Origin of the sequence: Ligilactobacillus sp. LYQ60 (assembly GCF_045033015.1) — a bacterium.
Classification (GTDB): domain Bacteria; phylum Bacillota; class Bacilli; order Lactobacillales; family Lactobacillaceae; genus Ligilactobacillus.
Genome location: NZ_JBJFZV010000006.1, coordinates 22,428 through 45,933 on the forward strand (window position 1 = coordinate 22,428; position 23,506 = coordinate 45,933).

Genomic DNA, 23,506 nt, shown 5'->3' on the forward strand with positions numbered 1-23,506 from the left:
GCCCAATGGGAATGGACTGTACGAAGGGTTGTCCGTGTACTGGCCCTGATGGAATTTGTCGCTGCCCTATGAAAACTGACAAAAGCTGCATGTGTGACGGCAAGTGCCAGGTTTAATACGTAAAATAACGCCTCCGATTACGGGAGCGTTATTTTATATAACTAAATTCCGTAGCAAGAGGGATTATGCGAGAATCACAGTCCCCCTTGTTATGTTATCTATAAAGCGTGCGTTCTATTCCGTTTCTACCTTCATAAGAAATAACTTCCGTAGTAAAAACATTCGTCACCCTAATAATTGCCCACACTCTTCTAGGGATTAACCAGGAACAGTTAACTTTCACGGTTTGCTGCTAACAGTAACTACTCCTTTTATTTAATTTCATAAAGTAACCTAATATAAATAAAAAGGGATGGATCCAACTTTGAATCCATCCCTTCATTAACTTTAACATTAGTATTGGTGAAATCACGCTCACGCAGATTACATCATTCCGCCCATTCCACCAGCAGCTGGGTTAGCAGCGCCTGCAGCAGCGTTATCTTCCTTTTCAGGCTTGTCAGCAACAACCGCTTCCGTCGTGAGTAACAGCGCTGAAACACTAGCTGCGTTCTGCAATGCTGAACGGGTTACCTTTGTCGGGTCAACAACCCCGGCAGCAACCATATCAACCCATTCGCCGGTTGCAGCGTTAAACCCAACACCTGGCTTTTGCTCCTTCAACTTCTCAACGATAACAGAGCCTTCTAAACCAGCGTTTTCAGCAATCTGCCGTACCGGTTCTTCAAGGGCGCGCTTAACGATGTTAACCCCTGTCTGAACGTCGCCGTTTTCCTTGATGGCAGCCACCTTGTCAATCACGTTAACAAGTGCCGTTCCACCTCCAGGAACAAAACCTTCTTCAACGGCAGCCCGCGTGGCGTTTAAAGCATCCTCAATCCGGTACTTCCGTTCCTTCAGTTCAGTCTCGGTTGCAGCGCCAACCTTAATTACAGCAACCCCACCAGCTAACTTAGCTAGCCGTTCTTGGAGCTTCTCCTTATCAAAATCAGATGATGCTTTCCCAATCTGCTTCCGAATTTGGTCAACCCGTTCGTCGATGGCATCCTTAGCACCAGCGCCCTCAACGATCGTCGTGTTTTCCTTCGTAACGGTTACCTTACCAGCTGAACCTAACTGATCAAGCGTAACGTCCTTCAATTGAAGCCCAAGGTCATCCGTAATAACCGTTGCTCCCGTCAGAATAGCGATATCTTCTAACATTGCCTTCCGCCGATCACCAAAGCCAGGTGCTTTAACAGCAACGGCCTTAAACGTCCCCCGAATGTTATTCAAAACAAGTGTCGGAAGTGCTTCACCGTCAACATCATCAGCAATGATTAATAACGACCGTCCCTGCTGAACAATCTGCTGCAACAGATCCATAATCTCCTGGATGTTTGAAATCTTCTTGTCCGTAATTAAAATGTACGGGTTGTCCAGATCTGCTTCCATCTTGTCGTTATCCGTTACCATGTACTGTGATAGGTAACCACGATCAAACTGCATTCCTTCAACAACGTCGAGGGTGGTGTCAATCCCCTTTGACTCTTCGATGGTAATAACCCCGTCCTTACCAACCTTTTCCATGGCGTTCGAGATTAATTCCCCAACCTTTTCGTTAGCGGCCGAAATTGAAGCAACCTGCGCAATATCACTCTTTGATTCAACCTTGTGAGACTGTTCATGTAGCGCCTTAACAGCAACATCCGTTGCTTCTTCGATTCCCTTCCGAATTCCGACAGGGTTAGCACCAGCCGTAACGTTCTTCATCCCAGCGTTTACAATTGCCTGTGTCAAAACCGTTGCAGTTGTCGTTCCGTCACCGGCAATGTCGTTGGTCTTTGAAGCAACTTCAGCCACAAGTTTAGCACCCATATTTTCGAAGTGGTCTTCCAATTCAATCGCCTTAGCAATTGTTACCCCGTCGTTCGTGATTGTTGGAGAACCATAGGACTGTTCTAGCACAACGTTCCGCCCCTTTGGCCCGATCGTTGACTTAACCGTGTCAGCTAGTTTGTCAACCCCAGCTAACATCTTCTTACGTGCATCTTCTGCAAACTTAACTTCCTTAGCCATTGTCATATCACCTCATGTGTTAGATTTTAAGTTCATCATCACCGCTGACAATTAGTCAACGATGGCCATTAAGTCCTTTTCGTGGACAACTAAGTATGATTCACCATCATGCTTAACTTCGGTTCCAGCGTACTTGTCAAAGAGAACCGTATCACCCTCCTTAACTTTCGGTGCAACCGTCGTGCCGTTTTCAAGGGTCACCCCTTCACCAACAGCAACCACCTTCGCGGTCTGCGGCTTTTCCTTGGCATTGCTTGCCAAAACGATGCCCCCAACCGTTTGCTCTTTTTCTTCTTCTACTTTTAAGATTACGCGATCTCCTAATGGCTTAAGCACAAGCTATCCCTCCAAATGATTTATTTAGCACTCATCATTGGTAAGTGCTAACCTACAATTCATATACTACACACTTTTACCATGAAGTGCAAGCTTTTTTTATCACTCTTCACGAGAGAGTGCTAATTAGCTTTTAAACGTAAAGCAGGGGCTACGTTTCCATAACCCCTGCTAATTAAAGAAGACTAATTATTTGCTTTAGTCAGATTAGCGAGAACTCCAAGCGTCCGGATCATTTGGCAAACAAACCCGTATTCGTTGTCGTACCACGATACCGTCTTAACCAATTGTAAATCGTTAACCGTGGTCACTTCTGTTTGGGTTGGATCAAAAATACCGCCAAACGTCGTACCAATCACATCTGAAGATACAATCTCATCATCGTTAAAACCAAATGATGGGTTGTCAACGGTATGTTTTCTTAATGTCTCATTAATTTCATCAGCCGTCACTTTTTTATTTAGAACCGTAACCAACTCAGTAATTGACCCGTCAACTACTGGCACCCGCTGCGCGTGTCCTTTCAATCGTCCAGCCAATTCTGGAATGACCCGTCCAATTGCCTTCGCCGCCCCCGTTGAATGCGGCACGGTATTCTCTGCTGCAGCCCGCGCTGACCGCGGATTATTATTGGGCCCATCCTGTAATTTTTGGGATGCCGTGTAAGCATGCACGGTTGTCATTGTTCCCAACTTGATTCCAAAGTCCTGATTCAAGAAGTACGCCAACGGCGCCAAACTATTAGTAGTGCATGATCCAGCTGAAATAATTGTATCTGATTCATTCAAAATATTATGATTAACGTTGTATACAACTGTCTTAACATCTCCCGCTGGAGCAGAGATCAATACTTTTTTTGCCCCAGCTTTTAAATGGGCCTGCACTTTAGTTGCGGAGGTATAAAATCCAGAACATTCTAAAACAATTTCAACACCATCCTGGTTAACCCACGGAATTTTAGCTGCATCAGGGTAAGCATAGACACTCACCCGCTTACCATTAACGTACAGTGCCTTTTAATATCACAACCAGCTATCAGTAAAAAAATTACGCACCTTGTACTAAACCGGACTTCTCAGGGGGTTTCCTTAACAAATGACGGTAAAGAGTTCTATTCTAAAGCTCGTAAAATAGTTGCGGATATCCAAAAGCTCTTTTATTTTTCATCCGATAAATCCACCCCACCACTTAACAGTACTAAGGTAGGAACACTTAATAGTATCGCTACCGCTTTTGATTCCCACCAGTTACTTAAGATTATTTCAGAAACACATAAATATGTATCAACAAATAAAATATATGAATTAATTACCCCATTTAACCAGGAGCAACTTGATGTCATTTTTATGGATGAAGCGTTCAGTGACCAACTTCACGGACAAATTTTTAGTAATACTTTATACGAAGAACCCTATTATGTTGTTGGGCAAACTGCTGTTCTTCAATCAATTTCCGCTTCAATGGTTACCCCCAAAGATCTTCAACAACTTCAATTACTAATGTATCCACAGTACTGTCCTATTCATTCAAGAATAGTTCAAATTTTTAGAAAATTGGGACTTTCACTACCAGAAATTCACGAAGTCGATTACAGTGAAGCGTTAATAAAGTTAATTATGACTTCACAATTTGTGACAATTTTGCCCGAATCACTAATGCATAAAAACGTTAGTACAATTAAAAATCTTGATGCTAAAAAACTCAGTATTGACTTTATCCGAAAAGTTGCAGTATTTTCACATAATCCCCGCCTTACATTCCAATTTAAATCAATGCTTCAAAAAATATAAAAAAACGTGTTCCAAATAATTGGTTCTTAACCACCTGCTTGGAACACGTTTTTAATGTTCTTCCTTACAATTATTATTCTTCATCCTTCTTCGGCCCAAAATGATCCAGGAAGTAGATTAGTGTCTGCAATTCGTTCGTCAAATCCACGTTCTGAATTCGAACCGTTTCCGGCGCCGCAATTCGCATCGGGGTAAAGTTCAAAATTCCCTTCACCCCCGCTGCAATCATCTGGTCAGCAACGTTTTGAGCAACGGATGCCGGCACCGTGAGGATCGCCACCTCAATTTGCTGAATAGTCAACTGCTCTTGCATATCCGCCATCGGATAAACCGGCACCCCATTTTGGATTGTTCCGGTAATATCATCGTTGATATCAAATGCTGCACTGATCCGCACGTTGTTACTCTGATGGAAATTAAAATTAAGGAGCGCGTGCCCCAAGTTTCCAACCCCAATTAACGCCACGTTTGTTAACTTATCTTGACTTAGGGTCTTCTTAAAAAATGCTAGTAAACTATCAACATGGTACCCGTACCCGCGTTTCCCAAGAGCGCCAAAGTACGAGAAATCCCGCCGAATTGTTGCTGAATCAATCTTAACCGCCTCGGCAAGTTCCGTTGAAGAAACCCGTTCTTTCCCCGCATCCTTAAGAAAATTAAGATAACGGTAGTAAATGGGTAACCGCCGCGCAGTTGCCTGTGGAATTTTTGCCATTCCATGAAACTCCCTTCAATTAGTCTTCACAAGCAACTATAACATAAACGTTGATATTAATACGAATTAACCTGATAATTTCACAATCTCTTTATACGTCTTTCGAAAAACGTATGCTAAAATGAATAGGATTATTACTCTGAACGAAAGGATGCATACCATGATACTGCTCCAAGCACAAAAAGTTGCCCGCCACTTTGGGGCTGATACCCTTTTCCACAACGTTAACCTGGATATTCAAGACGGCGACCGGATTGCATTAGTCGGCCGAAATGGTGCGGGCAAATCCACCCTAATCAAGATGCTAACGGGGGAAGCTGAACCAGATGAAGGGCAAATTATTCGGCGTAAGGACCTCACCATCGGTTATCTTGCCCAAAACGCTGGCTTATCGTCGGGGCGCACCTTATATGATGAAATGTTAAGCGTGTTTGCTCCCCTTCAAAAAATGGAGGCGGAAATTCACCAGTTAGAGGAACAAATAGCTAATCCCCCAACGGATCCGACCGCCCCCCAATACCAACAACTCCTCAACCACTACGATCAGCTACAACACGATTTTAAGGAACAAAATGGCTACGGTTACGAAACAGAGATTAAGTCCGTTCTCACCGGATTTAAATTTTTCTCCGAGGATTATGACCGCCCGGTCGACACCCTCTCTGGGGGGCAAAAGACGCGATTAGCTTTGGCAAAGCTTTTGCTCGAAAAACGAGATCTGCTGATTCTTGACGAACCAACCAATCACCTCGACATTGCCACGCTTACCTGGTTGGAAAACTACATTCAATCGTACCAGGGGGCTTTGCTAATTGTTTCCCACGACCGGTATTTCCTTGACCGGATTGTAAATCAGGTTTACGAAATTGAAAATGGCACCAGCACCCACTACACCGGGAACTACTCCCAGTACGTTAAAGAACGCGCCAACCGGCAGAAAGCTGCGTGGAAGGCCTACGAAAAACAACAGGCAAAAATCCATGAAATGGAGGAGTTTGTCAATAAAAACATCGTCCGGGCCTCAACCACCAAACGAGCCCAAAGCCGCCGGAAACAATTAGAAAAAATGGAACGCCTGGATAAACCCGCTAGCAGTGAACGAACCATGCGGTTTACGTTTACCCCAGAAAAGGAAAGTGGCAATATCGTTCTAACGGTAAAGGACGCCGCAATTGGCTATAATGGGCATCAATTAGCCGCCCCCATTGACTTTGAATTAAAAAAACATCAGGTCCTAACCATCGTCGGACCGAACGGAACGGGAAAATCCACCCTACTTAAAAGTATCTTGGGCATAATTCCGTTCATTCACGGTAGTGCCACCCGCGGAACAAACGTAACCGTGGGGTACTACGACCAGGAGCACCAGGTCCTGCACGCCGATAAAACCGTTCTCGATGAAGTATGGGACGATCACCGAACAATGCTGGAACGGGATATTCGCTCCGTTTTAGGGAGTTTCCTTTTCAGCGGTGACGATGTCCAAAAAAAGGTTGTCAACCTCTCCGGGGGAGAAAAAGCGCGCCTTTTACTTACTAAGCTCGCCTTAAACCACGATAACCTGCTGGTCCTTGATGAACCAACCAACCACCTCGACATTGAAAGTAAAGAAGTTCTAGAACAAGCGGTTAAGGATTTTTCAGGAACCGTGTTAATGGTTTCCCACGACCGGTACTTCATTAATCAGGTCACCACTAACGTCTTAGAACTCGCCCCGACTGGAAGTACGCTTTACCTTGGAGACTACGATTACTACGTTCAAAAACGGGACGAACAAGCTCACCTTCAAGCCGCTCAGGCCAAAGAGGTTGCTCCGGCTTTTAAGGCAACCACTCCAGCAACAAATAGCAAGCAGGACTTCGCCACCCAAAAAGCCCAGCAACGGGCTCACCGGAAGTTAGAGCGGGCCGTACAGCAGGCGGAAAAGCAGATGGCTACCCTTGAAGCCCAAAAAGATGAACTTGAAAAGGAGATGGCTACACATAGTAATGATCTTGGAAAACTAACGGACCTACAAAAACAACTCGATACCATTGTTCCACAACTCAAAGAGGCTGAACAAGAGTGGGAAGAAGCGGCATTAGCCCTTGAAGAGGACGAACAATAGATCAGCAGCTTTGGTATACACTAAAACAGACGAGCATGGAAAAATGATCAACTTCCACGTGCTCGTCTGTTTTTTACGATCACCCTTCAATTTCATCTAAGTACGGGAACTCAAGGGCCGGGTCGGCATTAAGATCAAGGCCCGCCCGCACCCCATGACGGTAAAGCATCGTCCCAGCCGCACCAATCATCGCAGCATTATCACCACACAGCTGTAACGGTGCTTGCAAAAGTTCCACGTGCGGAAAAGCCTGCATGGCCGCCGTTAATTGACTACGCAACCCCGTGTTTGCAGCCACGCCACCAGCTAGAATCAATTGCCGGGTTGCCGGGTACTGGTGAAGAGCCCGCGTGGTTTTCGTCACAAGAATGTCTACAACGGCCTGTTGGAAACTAGCTGCAAGGTCGTCTCGTGAAAGCTGTTCACCTACCTGATCAGCATGGTGCACCGTATTAATAAACGCACTCTTTAATCCACTAAAGCTAAAGTCAAGGTTATCTTCTTGCAACATCGCCCGGGGAAAATTAAACGTATCACACCCCTGGTGGGCCATCATATCTAGTTCCTTCCCTGCTGGATACGCAACTCCTAAAACGCGTCCTACCTTATCGTACGCCTCGCCGGCTGCGTCATCCCGGGTATCTCCAATAATAACAAAGGAACCCTCTTCTTCTAACCACACTAATTCAGTGTGCCCACCGGAAACAAGCAACGCTAACGCCGGAAACTTAATCCTCCCCGCAAACCGGGCCGCATAGATGTGTCCAGCCATGTGGTTCACTGGAATCAACGGCAAGTGGTGAGCAAACGCCACCGCCTTAGCGGCAGCCACCCCAACTAAAAGCGCCCCCACTAGACCTGGACCGTATGTTACAGCCACCGCCGTTAAATCATCGTAGGTAACGTGAGCCTCCTGCATTGCCGCGTTCAAACACCACGTGACTTGTTCGATATGGTGGCGACTAGCAACTTCCGGAACAACTCCCCCGAAACGCTGATGACTCTTGATTTGAGTAGCAACAACATTAGAAAGAATCGTCGCGCCATTTTCAATAACCGCAACGCTTGTTTCATCACAACTTGATTCAAAGGCTAAAATCAAGGTCCGTTTCCCCATTATGACTGGTCTCCCTTATCGTACTGCATTTCAATCGCATCCTCGGCTTCGTGGTCGGTTAACTTATAGTAATTTTTAACCGTCCGTCGTTTGCCAAAACCAACGCGGGCATACCGGTGCTGTTCGTCGGTATTCGTCTCCTTTACCGCAAGCTTAATTTGCTGACATCCGTGTTGTTGGGCCTCCCGCGTTAGGCCCCGAATCAACCGTTCCCCCACTCCCCGGTGAAGGTATTGAGGAAGAACAGCAATTCGCGTAATATCAGCCATTCCGCTTACTAAGTCAAACCGGCACCCGGCAAAAGCAACTAACCGGTCATCGTGCCGGAATGCAAGGTACATGTAATGTTGACGGTCGTTTAATTCCCGCTCTAACTGAGAAGCCGACCACGGCGCGTGTCCATGAAAAATCGCCTGTTCGAGCGTAATCATTTCCGGAATATCCGGAACAACCGCCCGGCAAACCAAGTAATTATCGTGTTCAACCCGCACATCGTGATTCTGAAATTCCAGTGCTTCCCGTCGCTGGCGGCGCTGGGTAATGGCGGTCGTTAATTGTTTAATATTTTTCCACATAGTTGGTTAGGTGCCCCTTTTCCTCTGGATGTTGCTGGTACCAATCAGCTTCAGCCTGGGTCAACCGCAGGTACCGCGGAACAAACGCATCAACGTTTGCTACCGGCGCCATTTGCCGGCCCAAAAGCCCTAAAATATACGCTTGTGGATAATTAAATTGCGCTGGAGCAACATGAACATCGCGGCCAAACAGATCAACGAGTTGATCATGAAGCTTCCAGCAATCGCTTCCAACAAATACGTAGTCTTCATCCCGAATAGCCGTTGCTAAGTCAACCAGCGAAATATGTTGGTCTGGAATTACCTCCGTTAACTGCTCTCGGTGCCACTGGTATGCCCCAGCAAATACGTTATTCCGCCGCGCATCAAACACCGGCACGATTAGCCGGTGCTGATCAAGCTGGTACCCAGCCGCCAATTCCCGCAAACTAGATACACCAACCAGCTCCCGGTTTAGCGTTGTCGCCAACGTTTTGGCAGTGGTTACCCCAATCCGCAAGCCAGTATATGATCCCGGTCCGGCCGCCACGACAAACCGATCGATTTTATCAATCGAAACCGCCGCCCGTTCAAGCAACGTCGCAATTACGGGCATCAAACTAGCCCCATGATCCCGCTGCACAGTCGCTGTCATTGTTGCGAGAAGCCGTTCATCATCAAGCACTGCCACCGTCAAGGGCATATTAGACGTATCAATCGCTAAGCTTTTCATTCATGATCACCCTTGCCAGCCCTGATTGGCCGCCACTCAATTTCAGCAATACAACTGATCTCATCACCGTTCTTAATCTGATGGGCCGTCTTAAGATGATCGTCACTAATAAACTGAACCTCACTGCGCGCGATATCACCATAGTGCAGTTCCTTTTCGTACTTAATGTTAACCCGCGCTGGCTCATACTGAAGTAAAAACTCCCGGTCAAGAGCGTCCGTCATCCAGTCAAAGTAATTTGTGTTATGCACGTGGCGGTTCAAGTCCAAGTCAGTAAACCGAATTGCGTAATTCTTTACAGCATCCGGAGTTGCCACCTTTGCGGGGTTGGTGATACGTTCCCCGCGCCGGACCTTATCCGCTTGAAAAATATCAACTAAGTCAGCCGCTACCGGAACGATCTTTCGCTTATCCAGATCGATTAACACAAAGACCGTGTGCATCCGGACAATTTCTGTCCCCTGTTCGTCCTCAATCCAAAAGTCACGGTAACAAAAATATTTATTATACGCCGTTGCCTGGGTAAAAATCATAATGGTCTCGTCGTAATGAGGCCACCGGGTTACGTGCAGGTCGTGCTGGGTGACAATCCACCCTAAACCACGCGCCTGAACTTGGGCTGCCCCCACCCCAAGTTCGGTACTCTGCTGTTCCGATGCCAACATTAATAAGTTAAGCAACGTTGTCAGTTTAACGTTGCCCGTTACACTCACTTCATAATCAACAATCCGGTGATGATACGAATAAATCTTCCCTGCCATGTACTACTCCTTGTTTAACCCGTGATATTCATTATAAACCGCCTGTTTTTTTAACCCGTTTTGCTTAGCAACCCGTTTAATCGCATCGGTCGGCCGGATATGCTCGCTGGTAATCAACCGGTCAACCTGCTCGGTTAAAGAGCCTTGCCCCTGCGGAATTTTACGAACAGTCTGCTCATTTCCAGCTACAATAATAACAAATTCTCCCCGGATTGTGGCGTCCTTCGCCCACTGAACAGCATCCGCCAACGTTCCTCGTAAAAATTCCTCGTACCGCTTTGTTAATTCCCGGCACAAGCACACAGGACGCTTTGCGCCTAACCCCTCCGCAAGGGCGGTTAGCGTTTTAGCTAACCGATGGGGAGCCTCGTAAAAAATCAACGTTGGCCGCTCGTCCGCAAGCTGTGCAATTGCCGTTGCCAACGCCCCTTTTTTGCGGGGTAAAAAGCCATAAAAAAGAAACGGTTGCGGAGCAATTCCGGAAGCAATCAGGGCGGTCAGCGCTGCATTGGGCCCTGGAAGGGAAATTACCGGGATCTCCTGTTGCGTGCACGTCGCAACCAGTTCCCGGCCCGGATCACTAATCGAGGGCATTCCCGCATCACTTACCTGTGCGATGCTTTTTCCTGCTTGGAGCTTTGCAACTAACTGAGGGATCCGTTCCTGGGTGTTATATTCATGAAAACTAATCTGGGGAGTCGTAATCTCAAAGTGATTAAGAAGTCGCTGGGTATTCCTAGTATCCTCCGCTGCAATCAAATCAACATTCTGAAGAACCTGAACGGCCCGTGGTGTCATATCACCAAGATTACCAATAGGGGTTGGTACTAAATACAACTTTCCCGTTGGGGCCTCCTGAAAACTACTCGTTTGCCTAATCATGCGCGTTGCTCCCCGTAAATTAAAGTAACACAAAAGGCACACGGTTCATCATTTTTCCGTCGTTTACCGTAAAAGTTATTGCAAACATGAAACCCTTCATTATACAAACGTTCAAGGTTTCGCCGTGACTGGGTCATTTGCCCCGTTACTGCCTGTTCACTAGTATTCTCCTGCTGCCCCAGCTCGGCTAATCGTTCGTGGAGGTGTTCATTTTCAATCTCCAATTCCGCATTCTTTTCGATGGCAGCGGCAGTTGCGTTCTTTAACTTTTCAACTGTCGCCGTTATCTGGTTTAAAGCCGCTGTTAGTTGATCAAAACTGTCATATAATTCCTTTTTTTCCATCGGATCACCTTCCTAATGCAATACGGTAATTAACCGTAATGTTAACCCCTCAAAGGCGTTCTGAAACGAAACGTTCGCAGCTAATTGCCGGGAGACCCCGAGAGCCGCCGTTACCCCTACTGTAAGCTGTTCTTGTGAAACCCGGGCAGCTACCCGTTTAAATAAAGGAACTAAATCCGGGAAAACCGGAACTTCATCCCGGGCGGATACAGCGGTAAGGAGAAGCGCACGGGTAAGCTGAACAACTAGGGCCACGGCCACGGATCGCAGTTCTGACGTTGGCGTTTCTGGGATAAGCCGGGTTTGGACGGCCACAAATGCCCGATAATCGCCCTGACAAATCCGGGTAAACCACTGCTTGATTGCCGTGATTAATTTAGGAATTGCCGGATCACCCGCTAATCGCATAGCAACTTGTTGATCCCGTGTAATCAACGGTAAAAGTGTTTGAAAATCCTCGGGCGCGCCCGCCTCCCGTAACACTGCCCTAAGCTGAGTAACCGTCGGCGGAGCCACCTTTACCACCTGACAGCGAGAAACAATCGTTGTCAAAATTTGCTGCGGGTGCGCACTTAATAAAAACGCCGTCACCTGCCCGGAAGGTTCTTCCAAAAACTTTAACAAACTATTGGCTGCGCTGGCGGTCATTTTTTCCGCTTCACTAATAATGAAGAACTTTTGAAGTCCTTCAACCCCACTCTTACTAAATTCACTGCGCAGAAACCGAATTTGATTGACCTTAATGGTTTGCCCATCCGGTACAATGTGTAAAACATCGGGGTGCTCGTCTTGTTGGATTCGCACGCACTCGTCACATTGCCCGCATGGTTGCCCATCTGCACGAGAACGAGCACATAAACACGCCTGAGCAACCCACCGGGCCAACGCGGTCTTCCCTGCTCCGGTAGCGCCCGTAAATAAATACGCGTGGGCGAGCTTTTTTTCCCGCGCTAACCGAGCAAAATGCGCCGTTAGGTGAGGATGTTTAGTTGTCACCGGAATCGTCAATTTGCCCTCCTTACTGCAAGTTGGCAAGGCGTGTCTGCATTACCGCTAAAGCCTGTTTTGTCACTGCCGCTAACGGCTGGCTTGCATCCAACGTTACAATTCTGTTTGGTTCCTGGGCGGCCAATTTAAGGTAGGCATTCCGCGTATCCTGATAAAATTGCAGCCGCTCCCGATCGAGCCGGTCAACCTTCTCACCAGCACGGTGACTGTTAATTCGAGCCAACCCTTCAGCCGGATCGATATCAAAGTATAACGTTAACTGCGGCATTAATCCATCCGTTGCAAATGCATTGATTTGCCGTACCGAGTCAGTTCCTAGATGGCGCCCACTTCCCTGGTATACTAAGGAACTATCAACGTACCGGTCAGAAATTACCAGTTTTCCAGCCCGCAACGCCGGTAACACCGTTTCTACCAGGTATTGCCGGCGAGAAGCAGCGTATAACAAGGCTTCCGTGCGCGCGTCCATCCCCGTATTCCGGGGATCTAAAATCACCTGCCGAATTGCTTCGGAAATACTATTTCCCCCGGGTTCCCGGGTAATTACATACTGTTCAGCGGGGAGATGTGCTGCCAGGTAGGCAACAATCTGCCGCAGAACACTCGTTTTGCCCGAACCGTCAATTCCCTCTAACGTTACAAATGTTCCGGTTAACTTGTCTGCCATCGTCAAACTTTCCAATCCTATCTTCTTGCTTCTTTACCTAATTATAATTCTTGCCGGCCCTCAAGCGCCTTAAAGAGCGTCATTTCATCCGCATATTCAATGTCACTTCCAACCGCCAACCCATGGGCTAGCCGGGTTACCTTAATCCCTGCTGGTTTAACAAGCCGAGCAATGTACATCGCCGTGGCTTCCCCTTCCGGCGTGGCGTTAGTTGCTAAAATTACTTCCTTAATCTGCTCATTTTGCTGTAACCTGGTTACCAGGCTCCGAATATTAATATCTTCAGGGCCCTTTCCGTCAATCGGTGAAAGGACTCCATGCAATACATGATACAACCCGTGATATTCGTTCATTTTTTCAAGCGCCATCACATCCTTAGGCTGCTCAACCACGATAACTTGATCCTGGTCCCGTGTCTTGTCTTGGCACACCGCACACGGATCACTTGCGGTTATGTTACCACAGACCGAACAGTAGTGAATATCCCGCTTAGCGGCAACTAACGCCTGGGAAAACGCCGTGACGTCGTCATTATCCATGTCAAGGGTATAGAACGCTAACCGTTCTGCCGTTTTACTCCCGATTCCCGGTAACTTCATATAACTGTCAATCAACCGGGCAATTGGTTCTGGATACTGCACGGCCACCCCCCCTTCCTACCGTAACTTATTAGCGTACTGGCCTAAAGCCTGCTGGGTTTGCTGATCAATCTGCTGCATTGCATCATTTACCGCCATTAAGACAAGGTCTTGCAACATCTCTACATCGTCAGGATCAACGGCTTCTGGTTTAATTACAATATCCTTCATCTGCCGGTCACCAGTAAACGTCACCGTTACCATATCGTTTGCTGCCTTCCCGGTAAAAGTTGTTGTCGTTAGTTTTTCTTGATCGGCCTGCATCTGTTTTTGCATCCGCTGAACCTGCTTCATCATGTTTTGCATATTAGGCATTTGGCCCATTCCACGCATTTTAGTTCATCCCTTCATTAGTTCATTATTATCAACATTAATCGTCTCTTACGGTAACCGCATCACCAAAAAGCTGCTGCGCTTTCGTCACCGCTTCCGGTTGCGCTTGCTTGGCTGCCGCCGGCACGGTGGCATCTGACCGAGATTGTTTTTGCTTATGCTTGGCATAATAATCCTGGCGCACCTGACCCCACTGCGATACTGGTAGAATCACAACCGTTGGGTGGTAACCTAACAGCTCCGCCAACGTAGTCGCAAGGGTTGCCGGAAAATCCTGCACTTCCATCCGCTGATACAAGTAATCGTACTTGCAACCTAATAGAATCCGTTCGTGCCCCGCTGCAAGGGGCGTAAGGGTACGCACGTAGGCCGCATGTTGTGCGTTCATTTGAGCAGGCAGGTTATCCCATTCCCGCAAGACCTCATCCCGGGCTTGACGCGTAGCTCCGTCCAACACGCTGGTAACAGCAGCCATATCCACTTTAATGGGTGCTTCTGGCTGTGATTTAGTCGGAGCGGACTTACTTCCATGAGATGTTTGGTCCTTCCCGGATTGAAGTGCAGCGAGTTGCTGTTGGAGGTGCTTAACCTGCTGCTGAAGCTCCGTTAATTCGGTATTCGATGCGGCTGCAAGCGATTGTTTATCGCTAGTTGACTGAGATTGTGCTAACCTAACCGTCATTACCTCCAGGTAAACGGTGGCATGAACGCTAAACCGCATGGCCTCTAGCTCTTCATTCAAAATATCAATCATCGTGATAAGCCGCTCCGATTCAATTTGGGAAGCCAACTCCTTGAAGTGCTCACTTAGCCGCCCCAATTCAAGGTAGGAGGCTTCTTCTGGGGCCTGACGGTAAAGCATTAAATCCCGGCAATACAAAAGAACGTCCTCAACCAACCGTTGGGCATCCTTACCCTCATCAAGTAACTTATGAATTAATGTCAGCGCAACCGCCGTTTCCCCGCCAATTACCGCGGCCACATAATCGTCCAAATCCTGTTGCGTAGCACTGCCCGTCACCATCAAGGCGTTTTCTAGGGTTACTTCGTTGTCCCCAAACGAGATAACTTGATCAAGGATGCTCAATGCGTCCCGCATCCCACCATCCGCCGCCTGGGCAATCACCTTCAGGGCAGCCGCGTCAGCAGTAATTTCCTTTTGCTCAAGGATCATCTTCATCCGCTCCAAAATCACCTGAGGCTTAATGCGGTGAAAATCAAACCGCTGGGTCCGGGAAATAATCGTCGCCGGAATCTTTTGGGGTTCCGTTGTTGCGAGGATAAAGACCACGTTCTTCGGGGGTTCCTCCAACGTTTTTAGCAGCGCATTAAACGCTCCGGTCGATAACATATGAACTTCGTCAATGATATATACCTTATAGTCAGCCTCTGTTGGTACATATTTAGCCTTATCCCGGATATCTCGAATTTCCTCAACTCCGTTATTAGAGGCCGCATCAATTTCGATTACATCGCTCAGCGTTCCGTTCGTAATCGCCTTACAAGTAATACACTCGTTACACGGCTCACCATCCTGCTGGTGATGACAGTTAATGGCCTTGGCAAAAATCTTAGCCGCGGATGTCTTCCCGGTTCCCCGGGGCCCGGTAAACAGGTATGCATGGGATGTTTGCTTGGTTGCCAGTGCATTCCGCAGTGTTTGGGTAACTAACTGCTGCCCGACTAGATCCGCAAACCGTTGGGGCCGCCATACCCGATAAAGTGCTTGGTAAGCCATGTTTTTCCTCCTTGCTCCGTTAATATAGAATATGTACGTTGAGGACAAAAATCTCCCGGTCCGAGGACGAACCGGGAGTTCTCATTCATATCAACTTAGGACACATGCTGAACCAAACTTAGTGCTGCTTCCTTCCGGACCTGACACGGTTCGTAAGGACAACATTGTCCTAAGGCCTTGCGGCAAAGTCTATGATACATGAAAACTCCCCAAAAAGCTAGTCTTAATCTTCCCGCTTCGCCCGGCGCCGAGCTAATCGCTGCTTCCGCCGCACTTCTTGGAAAAACTGCGTTAACCGAGCGGCACACTGCTCTTGCAGCACTCCCGGATATACCTCAGCTTGATGATTAAAACGGGAATCATTCAGCAAGTTCATCAGGGTGCCCGCCGCCCCTGCTTTCTTGTCTGACGCACCATAGTAAACCCCCCGAATCCGGGAATTTATTATGGCTCCACAACACATCGGGCATGGCTCAAGGGTCACAAACAAATCACAATCAACCAGCCGCCAGCTGTCCAATGCCGCATTTGCCTCCTGAATTGCCATGATCTCAGCATGCATTGTCGCATCTTCACTGTGCTCACGGAGGTTATGGCCCCGACCGATAACCCGTCCATCCCGTACTACTACGCACCCAATCGGCACTTCCCCGATGGCAGCAGCTTTTTGGGCTTCATAGAGAGCTTCTTGCATGAACTTTGCCTGTTCATTTGCCATTAATGCCATTACCGCTCACTCCTTAACACGTAGTAGCCCTTTTGTTTCAAAACAACCTGGCAATTTCCAAACGTTGTTTCCATTAATTTCTTAGCTGACGGAGCTCCCTGTTTCTTCTGCAATACAACATATAACGCTCCCCCAGAAACAAGGTGATCAAATGCACCAGCCAAAATTTCATGAACAACCTTTTTCCCCGCCCGGACCGGCGGGTTAGTAACAACCAAATCGTAATCCGTTGCGGAAAGCATCGCATAACCATCCGACTGGCAAATCATTACGTTCTTCACATGATTTGCAGCGGCGTTCCGCCGGGCAAGCGCTAATGCCCGCTCGTTAACGTCACTCATTGTCACCCTGCTAGCAGAAAATCGCCGGGCAAGCGCAATCCCAAGCGGGCCATACCCACACCCTACATCGAGAACCTTACGGGGAGTAATCTCCGCTTGTTCGAGGGCCGTAAGTAAAGTACGACTACCATAATCAACGGTCCGCCGCGAGAACACCCCGCTATCAGTAATAAACCGTAAATTACTTCCCAATAAGGAAAACGAAAACGTCTGCTCATCATGTGCAGCCGTTGGTTGTGTTGAGTAGTAGTATTCCGTCACCTTCGGACACCCCGTCAGTAAATTTGATACTTTTATCATACGCTAAATCGCCCCCGTTAAGCAACAAAATCCAAGAATTATTCGCAGCCGTTATCCACCATATATCGGATTTTAATTGATTATTATCCACAATATCTTGTGTTCTAGCCTTGCTTTTTTCCGAAAACACGGTATACTAAGTTCACGTAAGTAAAAGAAGTGAAATGGTGATGATGATTATGAGCCTAACGGTATATACAAAAAACAACTGCATCCAGTGCAAAATGACCAAAAAATTTCTTAAGTCCCACGGTGTTTCCTTTGAGGAAAGAAATATTTCTGACCATCCAGAATACGTTGATTATCTTAAGGAACAGGGATTCCGAAGCGTCCCGGTCGTTGAACGTGATGCCGAACCCGTTGTTAACGGCTTTCGGCCAGACCTTCTCCAACAGGTCATTGCTGAATAATCACATAAGGCGTTTAAGATGCTACATTAAAAGCAAAGTTTAACTAATAAAGTGAACACGTTGTTGGTTCACTTTTTTTAAACTAGTAATTAACTAATAACCCAAAGAAAGTGGTGGAACCAGTGAGTTTATCTGCAATTGATCGCGACAAAGTAACGTATTACGACCTAAACAACCAGGTCAACATTCCCCTTAACGGAAAAATTCAACTTGAAAAGGATCATGATGCCCTCCAGGCGTTCCTTAAAGAAAACGTAGAACCCAACCTCAAACACTTTAATTCACTTGAAGAGCGGTTCGACTACCTTATAAAGAACGGTTACCTTGAAGAAACCTTCGTAAAGAAGTACAGCATGACTTTCATTAAGAAGTTATACGCCCAGCTTAATGCGGCTAACTTCCACTTCAAGTCATTTATGGCCGCCTACAAATTTTACAACCAGTACGCCATGAAGACGCTCGATAACGAGTATTACCTAGAAACAATTATTGATCGGATGGCAGCCAATGCTCTATACATGGCAAATGGCGATGAACAATTAGCCTGCGACCTTGCTGAAGAACTCGTTACCCAGCGGTACCAACCGGCTACCCCAACCTTTCTGAATGCTGGTCGGGCCCGGCGGGGGGAAATGGTTTCCTGCTTCCTTCTCCAAACCACCGATGACATGAATTCCATTGGGCGAACAATTAACTCCGCTTTAGAGCTTTCCCGAATTGGCGGCGGGGTGGGAATTTCCTTGAGTAATCTCCGGGGGGCTGGTGCGCCCATTAAAGGAATTGAAGGGGCCGCTTCTGGAGTAATTCCCGTAATGAAACTCCTTGAAGACAGCTTTTCCTACTCTAACCAATTGGGCCAACGGCAAGGTGCTGGAGTAGTTTACCTTAATGTTTTCCATCCTGACATCATGGCTTTCCTGGCAACAAAGAAAGAAAATGCCGACGAAAAGGTCCGGGTAAAGACTCTTTCTCTTGGGGTAGTCATTCCGGATAAATTCTACGAGTTAGCCGCAAAGGACGAGGACATGTACCTCTTCGATCCTTGGGGAGTTGAGCGAGCTTACGGCAAGCCGTTTGCCTACGTTGACATCACTAAGGAGTACGACAAGATGGTGGCTAATCCAGACATCCCTAAGAAGAAAATCCGTGCCCGGGAACTTGAAACCGAAATTAGTAAGCTCCAGCAGGAGTCTGGCTATCCGTACATCATGAACGTTGACGTGGCCAACCGGGCCAATCCGGTCAAGGGCAAGATCATCATGAGCAATCTGTGCTCAGAAATTATGCAGCCCCAGGAAATTTCCCGGATTAACAATAAGCAGGAGTACACGGAAATGGGAACCGATGTTAGTTGTAACCTTGGATCCACCAACATTGTTAACCTAATGGCAAGCCCTGATTTCGGTAAGTCCGTTGAAACGATGGTTCGGGCGTTGACGTTTGTTACCGATAACGAAAACATTGACGTTGTTCCGTCCATCGATTACGGCAACAGCGTGGCCCACACAATCGGTCTGGGGGCAATGGGACTGCACGGCTACCTTGCCAAGAACCACATCTACTACGGTTCACCAGCAGCCATCGAGTTTACCAGCGTATACTTCATGCTGATCAACTACTGGACACTAGTTGCTTCCAATAAAATTGCCCGCGAACGGCAGGAGACGTTCAAAGACTTCGACCAAAGTCAGTACGCGGACGGCACTTACTTCGACAAATATCTTAGCCAGGACTGGGGTCCACAATCAGCGAAGGTTAAGGACCTCTTTAAGGGAATCTTTATTCCAACTAAGGACGATTGGGCTAAGTTAAAGGCGGCCGTAATGAAGGATGGGCTCTACCACCAAAATCGGATCGCCATCCCCCCAACGGGTTCTGTTTCATACGTTAACGACGCAACGGCAAGCCTTCAGCCAATCATTAATCTTGTAGAAGAACGCCAAGAAAACAAGACTGGAAAGGTATACTACCCGGCACCGTACCTTTCAAACGATACCCTTCCGTATTACCAGTCAGCCTACGACATTGATATGCGGAAAATGATTGACATGTATGCCGCTGCTCAGGAACACGTTGATCAGGGGATTAGCATGACGTTTTACATGCGCTCAACAATTCCGGAAGGACTATACCCGTGGAAAGATGGCCGTACCAACAAGATGACCACCCGGGACCTCAACATTCTCCGGAACTACGCCCACGCAAAGGGCTGCAAGTCCATCTACTACGTTCGGACATTTACCGATGATAACGGTGAGGTTAGTGTTAATGAATGTGAAAGTTGCACCATCTAGTAATTAGTAACCTTCTATTTAACAAATAGGCTGAGACATAGTTACGTCTCAGTCTTTTTTTACCACTTCCGCCACGATCGTTTCCTTCGCTTGAATTCATCCTTATTTTACGACTATACAGCAAAACCGGACGTCTTCCCACGGGATTACGTCCGGTTATTTACTTACACCGTTAAAGTTCCTTCGCTAATTGCTTAATGTAGGACACCAACTCGTCCTTCACTTCAGGGTGCTTTAACCCGAACTGAATTGACGTTTTCAAGTAACCAAACTTGTACCCTACGTCAAACCGGTCACCCTTAAACTCGTGGGCAAAGACGCGCTGCACCTTATTCAACCGATCAATTGCATCGGTTAGCTGAATTTCGTTTCCAGCCCCCGGCTGCTGGGTTTCCAGCATGCCAAAGATTTCCGGCGTTAACAAGTACCGTCCAATAATTGCTAAGTCCGATGGGGCTTTCTCCACCGCCGGTTTTTCAACAAAGCGCCGAACATCATATAACCCTGGCTTCGTTTCAGCAGCCGGATCAATTACCCCGTACTTATCAACCTCCTCGTGCGGCACCTTCATTACGGCCAGCGTTGATGCATTTGTCTCTTCGTAGCGGTCCATCAGCTGTTTGGTCAACGGAACCTCATCTTTCATTAGGTCATCCCCGAGCATCACAACGAACGGTTCGTTCCCAACGAAATCCTTTGCCATTAAAACGGCGTCCCCTAAACCACGCGGGTGTGACTGCCGGATAAAGTAGATATTTAAGTCGGTTGTTTCCTCCACCAACTTCAACATCTTCGTCTTCCCTTTAGCTTTTAAGTTTTGTTCGAGTTCCGGAACAGAATCAAAGTGGTCTTCAATCGGCCGCTTATTCTTCCCCGTAACAATTAAAATATCTTCAATCCCGGACTTCCGGGCTTCCTCAACAATGTACTGAATCGTTGGCTTATCAACGATTGGCAACATTTCCTTTGGCATTGCTTTTGTCGCCGGTAAAAACCGGGTTCCTAATCCTGCTGCCGGAATAATTGCTTTTCTAACCTTCATAGTCAAATACCTCTTACCTTGAATTATTGGTATTCCCGTTAAATTCATATACAAGCACGAAGCGTATTTTACCAGTCTTACTGCAGAGTGGCAATAAAAAACAGGAAGTTTTGCTTAATCATTAGATTTAGCCCATAAATAATCATGATCCGTTACCGAATCTTGTGAGGTCAAGATCTTAGGCCCATCGTTAGTAATCGCAATCGTATGTTCGAACTGGCAGGAAATGCTTCCATCAGCCGTCCGAGCGGTCCAGCCGTTAGGGTCATCCATGATCGCTTTCCAGTTTCCCATGTTAACCATGGGCTCAATCGTAATTGTCATCCCGGGGCGGAGACGCACACCCTTCCCCGCAACCCCATAATGCGGAACATCTGGGCTTTCATGCATTGTTGGTCCAATCCCGTGGCCAATGAATTCACGTACATCGCCAAAACCATTTTCATCCTCAACATAGTGTTGAATTGCCGCTCCAATATCACCAATTCGGTTCCCCACCTGGGCCTGGTCAATTCCCAAATACAAAGCATCATGGGTTACCTGCATCAGCTTATCCAATTCTGGTGTCCTTTCCCCGACCACATAGCTCCAGCACGAATCACTCATGGCTCCATGATAGTTAACCACCGTGTCAACCTTTACCAGGTCACCATCCTTTAAAATCAGGTCCTTACGCGGAAAGCCATGACAAATCTCATCGTTAACACTCACGCACGTTGCGTACTTGTAGCCCTCAAACCCAATCTGTTCAGCAATAGCATCGTGTTCTTTATAGTACCGGCGTGCCAGCTTTTCAATTTCCCAACTGGAAATACCCGGCGCAATTAACTTTTGGACTTCGTGATGAAATCCTGCAAGAATGGCACCAGACTTAGCCATTTCGTCAATCTCACGTTCTGACTTCAACGTAATCATGTTTTATCCAACCCTTCACATTGATAATTACCCCCATTATAAGCCTAATTTCAACCACCGCGAAATTTTTTATAAACGCCACCACCGTTTTTGTTATAATAGAAGGAGTAAATTTATTTCTAAAGGACGGTGAACCCTATGCAACCACGCGTTCAAATCGTTTACGCCACAATTACCGGAAACAACGAGGAAGTTGCCGGTGTAATCGCTGATGCCTTTGAGGACCTCGGCGCAGACGTTACGGTAACCGAAATTTCCCAAACGGATGTCAGTGTGTTTACATCAAGTGATATCTGCATTGTTTGTCCGTACACGTACGACGATGGAGCCCTTCCCGAAGAAGGACTAGACTTCTACGACGACCTAGCAACAACTGACCTTACCGGAAAACTTTTTGGTGTCGCAGGTTCGGGTGATACGTTTTACGGCGAATTCTTTTGCACGGCGGTTGAAAAATTTGATAAAGCCCTTGCGGCAACCGGTGCCCAACGGGGAAGCGCACCGGTTAAAATCAACCTGGCACCCGACAACGACGAAGCCATTAACCAACTCGACGCTCTTGCAGCCAATATCATGCATAAATTCACCGCAACCAATTAAATGAAAGGAACCAACACACGAAAATGACAAAGAAGCTTTCGATTGTTGTTCCGTGCTACTTCGAAGAGGAATCCGTTCCCCTCTTTTACGATGCTGTTCAACGCGTCGCGCCGGAACTTAAGGGCATTGAACTCGAATACTGGTTCGTTAACGATGGATCAACGGACGGAACCCTTTCTGAGATGCGCAAACTCCAGAAAAAAGATCCCCAACACGTTCACTATGCTTCGTTTTCCCGAAATTTTGGGAAGGAAGCCGCCCTCTACTGCGGTCTAAAACAAGCAACCGGTGATTACGTTGTCGTAATGGACGTTGACCTCCAGGATCCCCCAGAAATGCTGCCGATTATGCTTAAATACCTGGAAGATCCTAACGAAGATTACGACTGTGTCGGGACCCGCCGGTTAACACGTGAGGGAGAACCACCCGTCCGCTCTTTCTTTGCCCGGATGTTTTATAAACTGATTAATCAAATTTCAGATACTGAAATTGTTGATGGCGCCCGCGATTACCGGATGATGACCCGCCAGATGGTAGACGCCATCCTTTCGATGAGCGAATATAACCGGTTCTCCAAAGGAATTTTCAGCTGGGTCGGCTTTAACACAAAATACTTAGAGTACAAGAACCGGGAACGGGCTGCCGGAACAACGAGCTGGAACTTCTGGAAACTTTTCCAATACTCCATTGACGGCATCGTAAACTTCTCTCAGGTCCCCCTTGACATTGCCACGTTTATCGGGGCGCTAACCGCTTTTATTTCACTAATTGGCATCTTATGGATTATCATCACGAAGGTCTGTTTTGGTAATCCAACGGCGGGCTGGCCATCAATGGTTTGCATTATGCTTTTCATCGGCGGAATTCAGCTGTCCTGCCTGGGGATTGTCGGCAAGTACGTGGGCAAAATTTATGCTGAGGTTAAACGCCGACCGATCTACATTCTAAAAGAAAAGAAATAATCATACGTAATAACCCGCATACCGCTGAATCCCTCAGCGGTATGCGGGTTGTTTCCTGAATTATTACACATGGA

24 protein-coding genes, 1 other RNA gene and 1 pseudogene are annotated in these 23,506 nt (G+C 47.2%); 6 read left to right on the forward strand and 20 right to left on the reverse strand.

Going from position 1 to position 23,506, the window contains the following annotated elements; translation table 11 throughout:
• Positions 1–483: 483 nt before the first annotated feature.
• The 3 genes and pseudogenes from groL to ACI3EZ_RS06120 form a co-directional block, all read right to left on the reverse strand.
• Positions 484–2,118 carry a chaperonin GroEL gene (groL, locus tag ACI3EZ_RS06110; RefSeq protein WP_405024834.1) on the reverse strand — a complete coding sequence of 545 codons (1,635 nt, stop codon included), beginning with the start codon at positions 2,116–2,118 and terminating at the stop codon, positions 484–486.
• Between the two features lie 51 nt (positions 2,119–2,169).
• On the reverse strand, positions 2,170–2,454 hold the full coding sequence (groES, locus tag ACI3EZ_RS06115; RefSeq protein WP_405024835.1) for a co-chaperone GroES: 285 nt from the start codon (positions 2,452–2,454) through the stop codon (positions 2,170–2,172).
• A 185-nt stretch (positions 2,455–2,639) separates the two neighbouring features.
• Positions 2,640–3,443: pseudogene (locus ACI3EZ_RS06120) on the reverse strand (type I glyceraldehyde-3-phosphate dehydrogenase); the annotation flags it as partial.
• Positions 3,444–3,761: 318 nt separating this feature from the next.
• Between ACI3EZ_RS06120 and ACI3EZ_RS06125 the strand changes: the two are divergent.
• On the forward strand, positions 3,762–4,244 hold the full coding sequence (locus ACI3EZ_RS06125) for a LysR substrate-binding domain-containing protein (RefSeq protein WP_405025876.1): 483 nt from the start codon (positions 3,762–3,764) through the stop codon (positions 4,242–4,244).
• Positions 4,245–4,317: 73 nt separating this feature from the next.
• On the opposite strand, the gene ACI3EZ_RS06130 is transcribed toward ACI3EZ_RS06125, so the two are convergent.
• Positions 4,318–4,959 carry a redox-sensing transcriptional repressor Rex gene (locus ACI3EZ_RS06130; RefSeq protein WP_405024838.1) on the reverse strand — a complete coding sequence of 214 codons (642 nt, stop codon included), beginning with the start codon at positions 4,957–4,959 and terminating at the stop codon, positions 4,318–4,320.
• A 160-nt stretch (positions 4,960–5,119) separates the two neighbouring features.
• Between ACI3EZ_RS06130 and ACI3EZ_RS06135 the strand changes: the two genes are divergently transcribed.
• Positions 5,120–7,066, forward strand: coding sequence for an ATP-binding cassette domain-containing protein (locus ACI3EZ_RS06135; protein WP_405024839.1), 1,947 nt, complete (start codon positions 5,120–5,122; stop codon positions 7,064–7,066).
• 79 nt (positions 7,067–7,145) lie between these two features.
• Here ACI3EZ_RS06135 and tsaD read toward each other — a convergent pair whose 3' ends face one another.
• The 14 genes from tsaD to ACI3EZ_RS06205 form a co-directional block, all read right to left on the reverse strand.
• Positions 7,146–8,183 (reverse strand): tRNA (adenosine(37)-N6)-threonylcarbamoyltransferase complex transferase subunit TsaD, encoded by a 1,038-nt coding sequence (tsaD, locus tag ACI3EZ_RS06140; RefSeq protein WP_405025843.1) that lies wholly within the window; start codon positions 8,181–8,183, stop codon positions 7,146–7,148.
• The gene (rimI, locus tag ACI3EZ_RS06145) at positions 8,183–8,758 is read right to left on the reverse strand and encodes a ribosomal protein S18-alanine N-acetyltransferase (protein ID WP_405025844.1); all 576 of its coding nucleotides are present in this window, start codon (positions 8,756–8,758) and stop codon (positions 8,183–8,185) included. The genes tsaD and rimI overlap by 1 nt, the downstream gene beginning before the upstream one ends.
• Complete coding sequence (tsaB, locus tag ACI3EZ_RS06150) at positions 8,742–9,470, reverse strand: tRNA (adenosine(37)-N6)-threonylcarbamoyltransferase complex dimerization subunit type 1 TsaB (protein WP_405024842.1); 729 nt, start codon at positions 9,468–9,470, stop codon at positions 8,742–8,744. The genes rimI and tsaB overlap by 17 nt, the downstream gene beginning before the upstream one ends.
• The gene (locus ACI3EZ_RS06155; protein ID WP_405024843.1) at positions 9,467–10,231 is read right to left on the reverse strand and encodes an acyl-[acyl-carrier-protein] thioesterase; all 765 of its coding nucleotides are present in this window, start codon (positions 10,229–10,231) and stop codon (positions 9,467–9,469) included. The genes tsaB and ACI3EZ_RS06155 overlap by 4 nt, the downstream gene beginning before the upstream one ends.
• A gap of 3 nt (positions 10,232–10,234) precedes the next feature.
• Positions 10,235–11,113 carry a 16S rRNA (cytidine(1402)-2'-O)-methyltransferase gene (rsmI, locus tag ACI3EZ_RS06160; RefSeq protein ID WP_405024844.1) on the reverse strand — a complete coding sequence of 293 codons (879 nt, stop codon included), beginning with the start codon at positions 11,111–11,113 and terminating at the stop codon, positions 10,235–10,237.
• Positions 11,110–11,457, reverse strand: coding sequence for a DNA replication initiation control protein YabA (locus ACI3EZ_RS06165; RefSeq protein WP_405024845.1), 348 nt, complete (start codon positions 11,455–11,457; stop codon positions 11,110–11,112). Before ACI3EZ_RS06165 ends, rsmI begins: the two co-directional genes overlap by 4 nt.
• A 12-nt stretch (positions 11,458–11,469) precedes the next feature.
• Positions 11,470–12,465, reverse strand: coding sequence for a DNA polymerase III subunit delta' (gene holB, locus ACI3EZ_RS06170; protein ID WP_405025845.1), 996 nt, complete (start codon positions 12,463–12,465; stop codon positions 11,470–11,472).
• Positions 12,466–12,475: 10 nt separating this feature from the next.
• Positions 12,476–13,132, reverse strand: a complete 657-nt coding sequence (gene tmk / locus ACI3EZ_RS06175) for a dTMP kinase (protein WP_405024847.1) — start codon at positions 13,130–13,132, stop codon at positions 12,476–12,478.
• A 41-nt stretch (positions 13,133–13,173) separates the two neighbouring features.
• Positions 13,174–13,773: a recombination mediator RecR gene (recR, locus tag ACI3EZ_RS06180; RefSeq protein WP_405025846.1), complete on the reverse strand. Its 600-nt coding sequence runs from the start codon at positions 13,771–13,773 to the stop codon at positions 13,174–13,176.
• 15 nt (positions 13,774–13,788) lie between these two features.
• Positions 13,789–14,103, reverse strand: a complete 315-nt coding sequence (locus ACI3EZ_RS06185) for a YbaB/EbfC family nucleoid-associated protein (RefSeq protein WP_405024849.1) — start codon at positions 14,101–14,103, stop codon at positions 13,789–13,791.
• A 37-nt stretch (positions 14,104–14,140) separates the two neighbouring features.
• The gene (gene dnaX, locus ACI3EZ_RS06190; protein ID WP_405025847.1) at positions 14,141–15,841 is read right to left on the reverse strand and encodes a DNA polymerase III subunit gamma/tau; all 1,701 of its coding nucleotides are present in this window, start codon (positions 15,839–15,841) and stop codon (positions 14,141–14,143) included.
• Positions 15,842–15,930: 89 nt separating this feature from the next.
• Positions 15,931–16,017, reverse strand: an RNA gene (ffs, locus tag ACI3EZ_RS06195) — signal recognition particle sRNA small type.
• Positions 16,018–16,064: 47 nt separating this feature from the next.
• Complete coding sequence (tadA, locus tag ACI3EZ_RS06200) at positions 16,065–16,568, reverse strand: tRNA adenosine(34) deaminase TadA (RefSeq protein WP_405025848.1); 504 nt, start codon at positions 16,566–16,568, stop codon at positions 16,065–16,067.
• Positions 16,568–17,170, reverse strand: a complete 603-nt coding sequence (locus ACI3EZ_RS06205; protein ID WP_405025877.1) for a class I SAM-dependent methyltransferase — start codon at positions 17,168–17,170, stop codon at positions 16,568–16,570. Before ACI3EZ_RS06205 ends, tadA begins: the two co-directional genes overlap by 1 nt.
• Positions 17,171–17,388: 218 nt before the next feature.
• Between ACI3EZ_RS06205 and nrdH the strand changes: the two genes are divergently transcribed.
• The gene (nrdH, locus tag ACI3EZ_RS06210; RefSeq protein ID WP_405024878.1) at positions 17,389–17,619 is read left to right on the forward strand and encodes a glutaredoxin-like protein NrdH; all 231 of its coding nucleotides are present in this window, start codon (positions 17,389–17,391) and stop codon (positions 17,617–17,619) included.
• A gap of 122 nt (positions 17,620–17,741) precedes the next feature.
• A complete protein-coding gene (nrdE, locus tag ACI3EZ_RS06215) occupies positions 17,742–19,913 on the forward strand; it encodes a class 1b ribonucleoside-diphosphate reductase subunit alpha (RefSeq protein WP_405025849.1) in 2,172 nt (723 codons plus the stop codon).
• A gap of 172 nt (positions 19,914–20,085) precedes the next feature.
• Here nrdE and galU read toward each other — a convergent pair whose 3' ends face one another.
• Both galU and map read right to left on the reverse strand, forming a co-directional pair.
• Positions 20,086–20,955: a UTP--glucose-1-phosphate uridylyltransferase GalU gene (galU, locus tag ACI3EZ_RS06220; RefSeq protein WP_405025850.1), complete on the reverse strand. Its 870-nt coding sequence runs from the start codon at positions 20,953–20,955 to the stop codon at positions 20,086–20,088.
• Between the two features lie 114 nt (positions 20,956–21,069).
• On the reverse strand, positions 21,070–21,870 hold the full coding sequence (gene map, locus ACI3EZ_RS06225; protein WP_405024854.1) for a type I methionyl aminopeptidase: 801 nt from the start codon (positions 21,868–21,870) through the stop codon (positions 21,070–21,072).
• A 138-nt stretch (positions 21,871–22,008) separates the two neighbouring features.
• Here map and ACI3EZ_RS06230 point away from each other — a divergent pair, with 138 nt between their 5' ends.
• Positions 22,009–22,470 (forward strand): flavodoxin, encoded by a 462-nt coding sequence (locus ACI3EZ_RS06230; RefSeq protein WP_405024855.1) that lies wholly within the window; start codon positions 22,009–22,011, stop codon positions 22,468–22,470.
• Between the two features lie 23 nt (positions 22,471–22,493).
• Positions 22,494–23,432, forward strand: coding sequence for a glycosyltransferase family 2 protein (locus ACI3EZ_RS06235; protein ID WP_405025851.1), 939 nt, complete (start codon positions 22,494–22,496; stop codon positions 23,430–23,432).
• Positions 23,433–23,506: the final 74 nt, after the last annotated feature.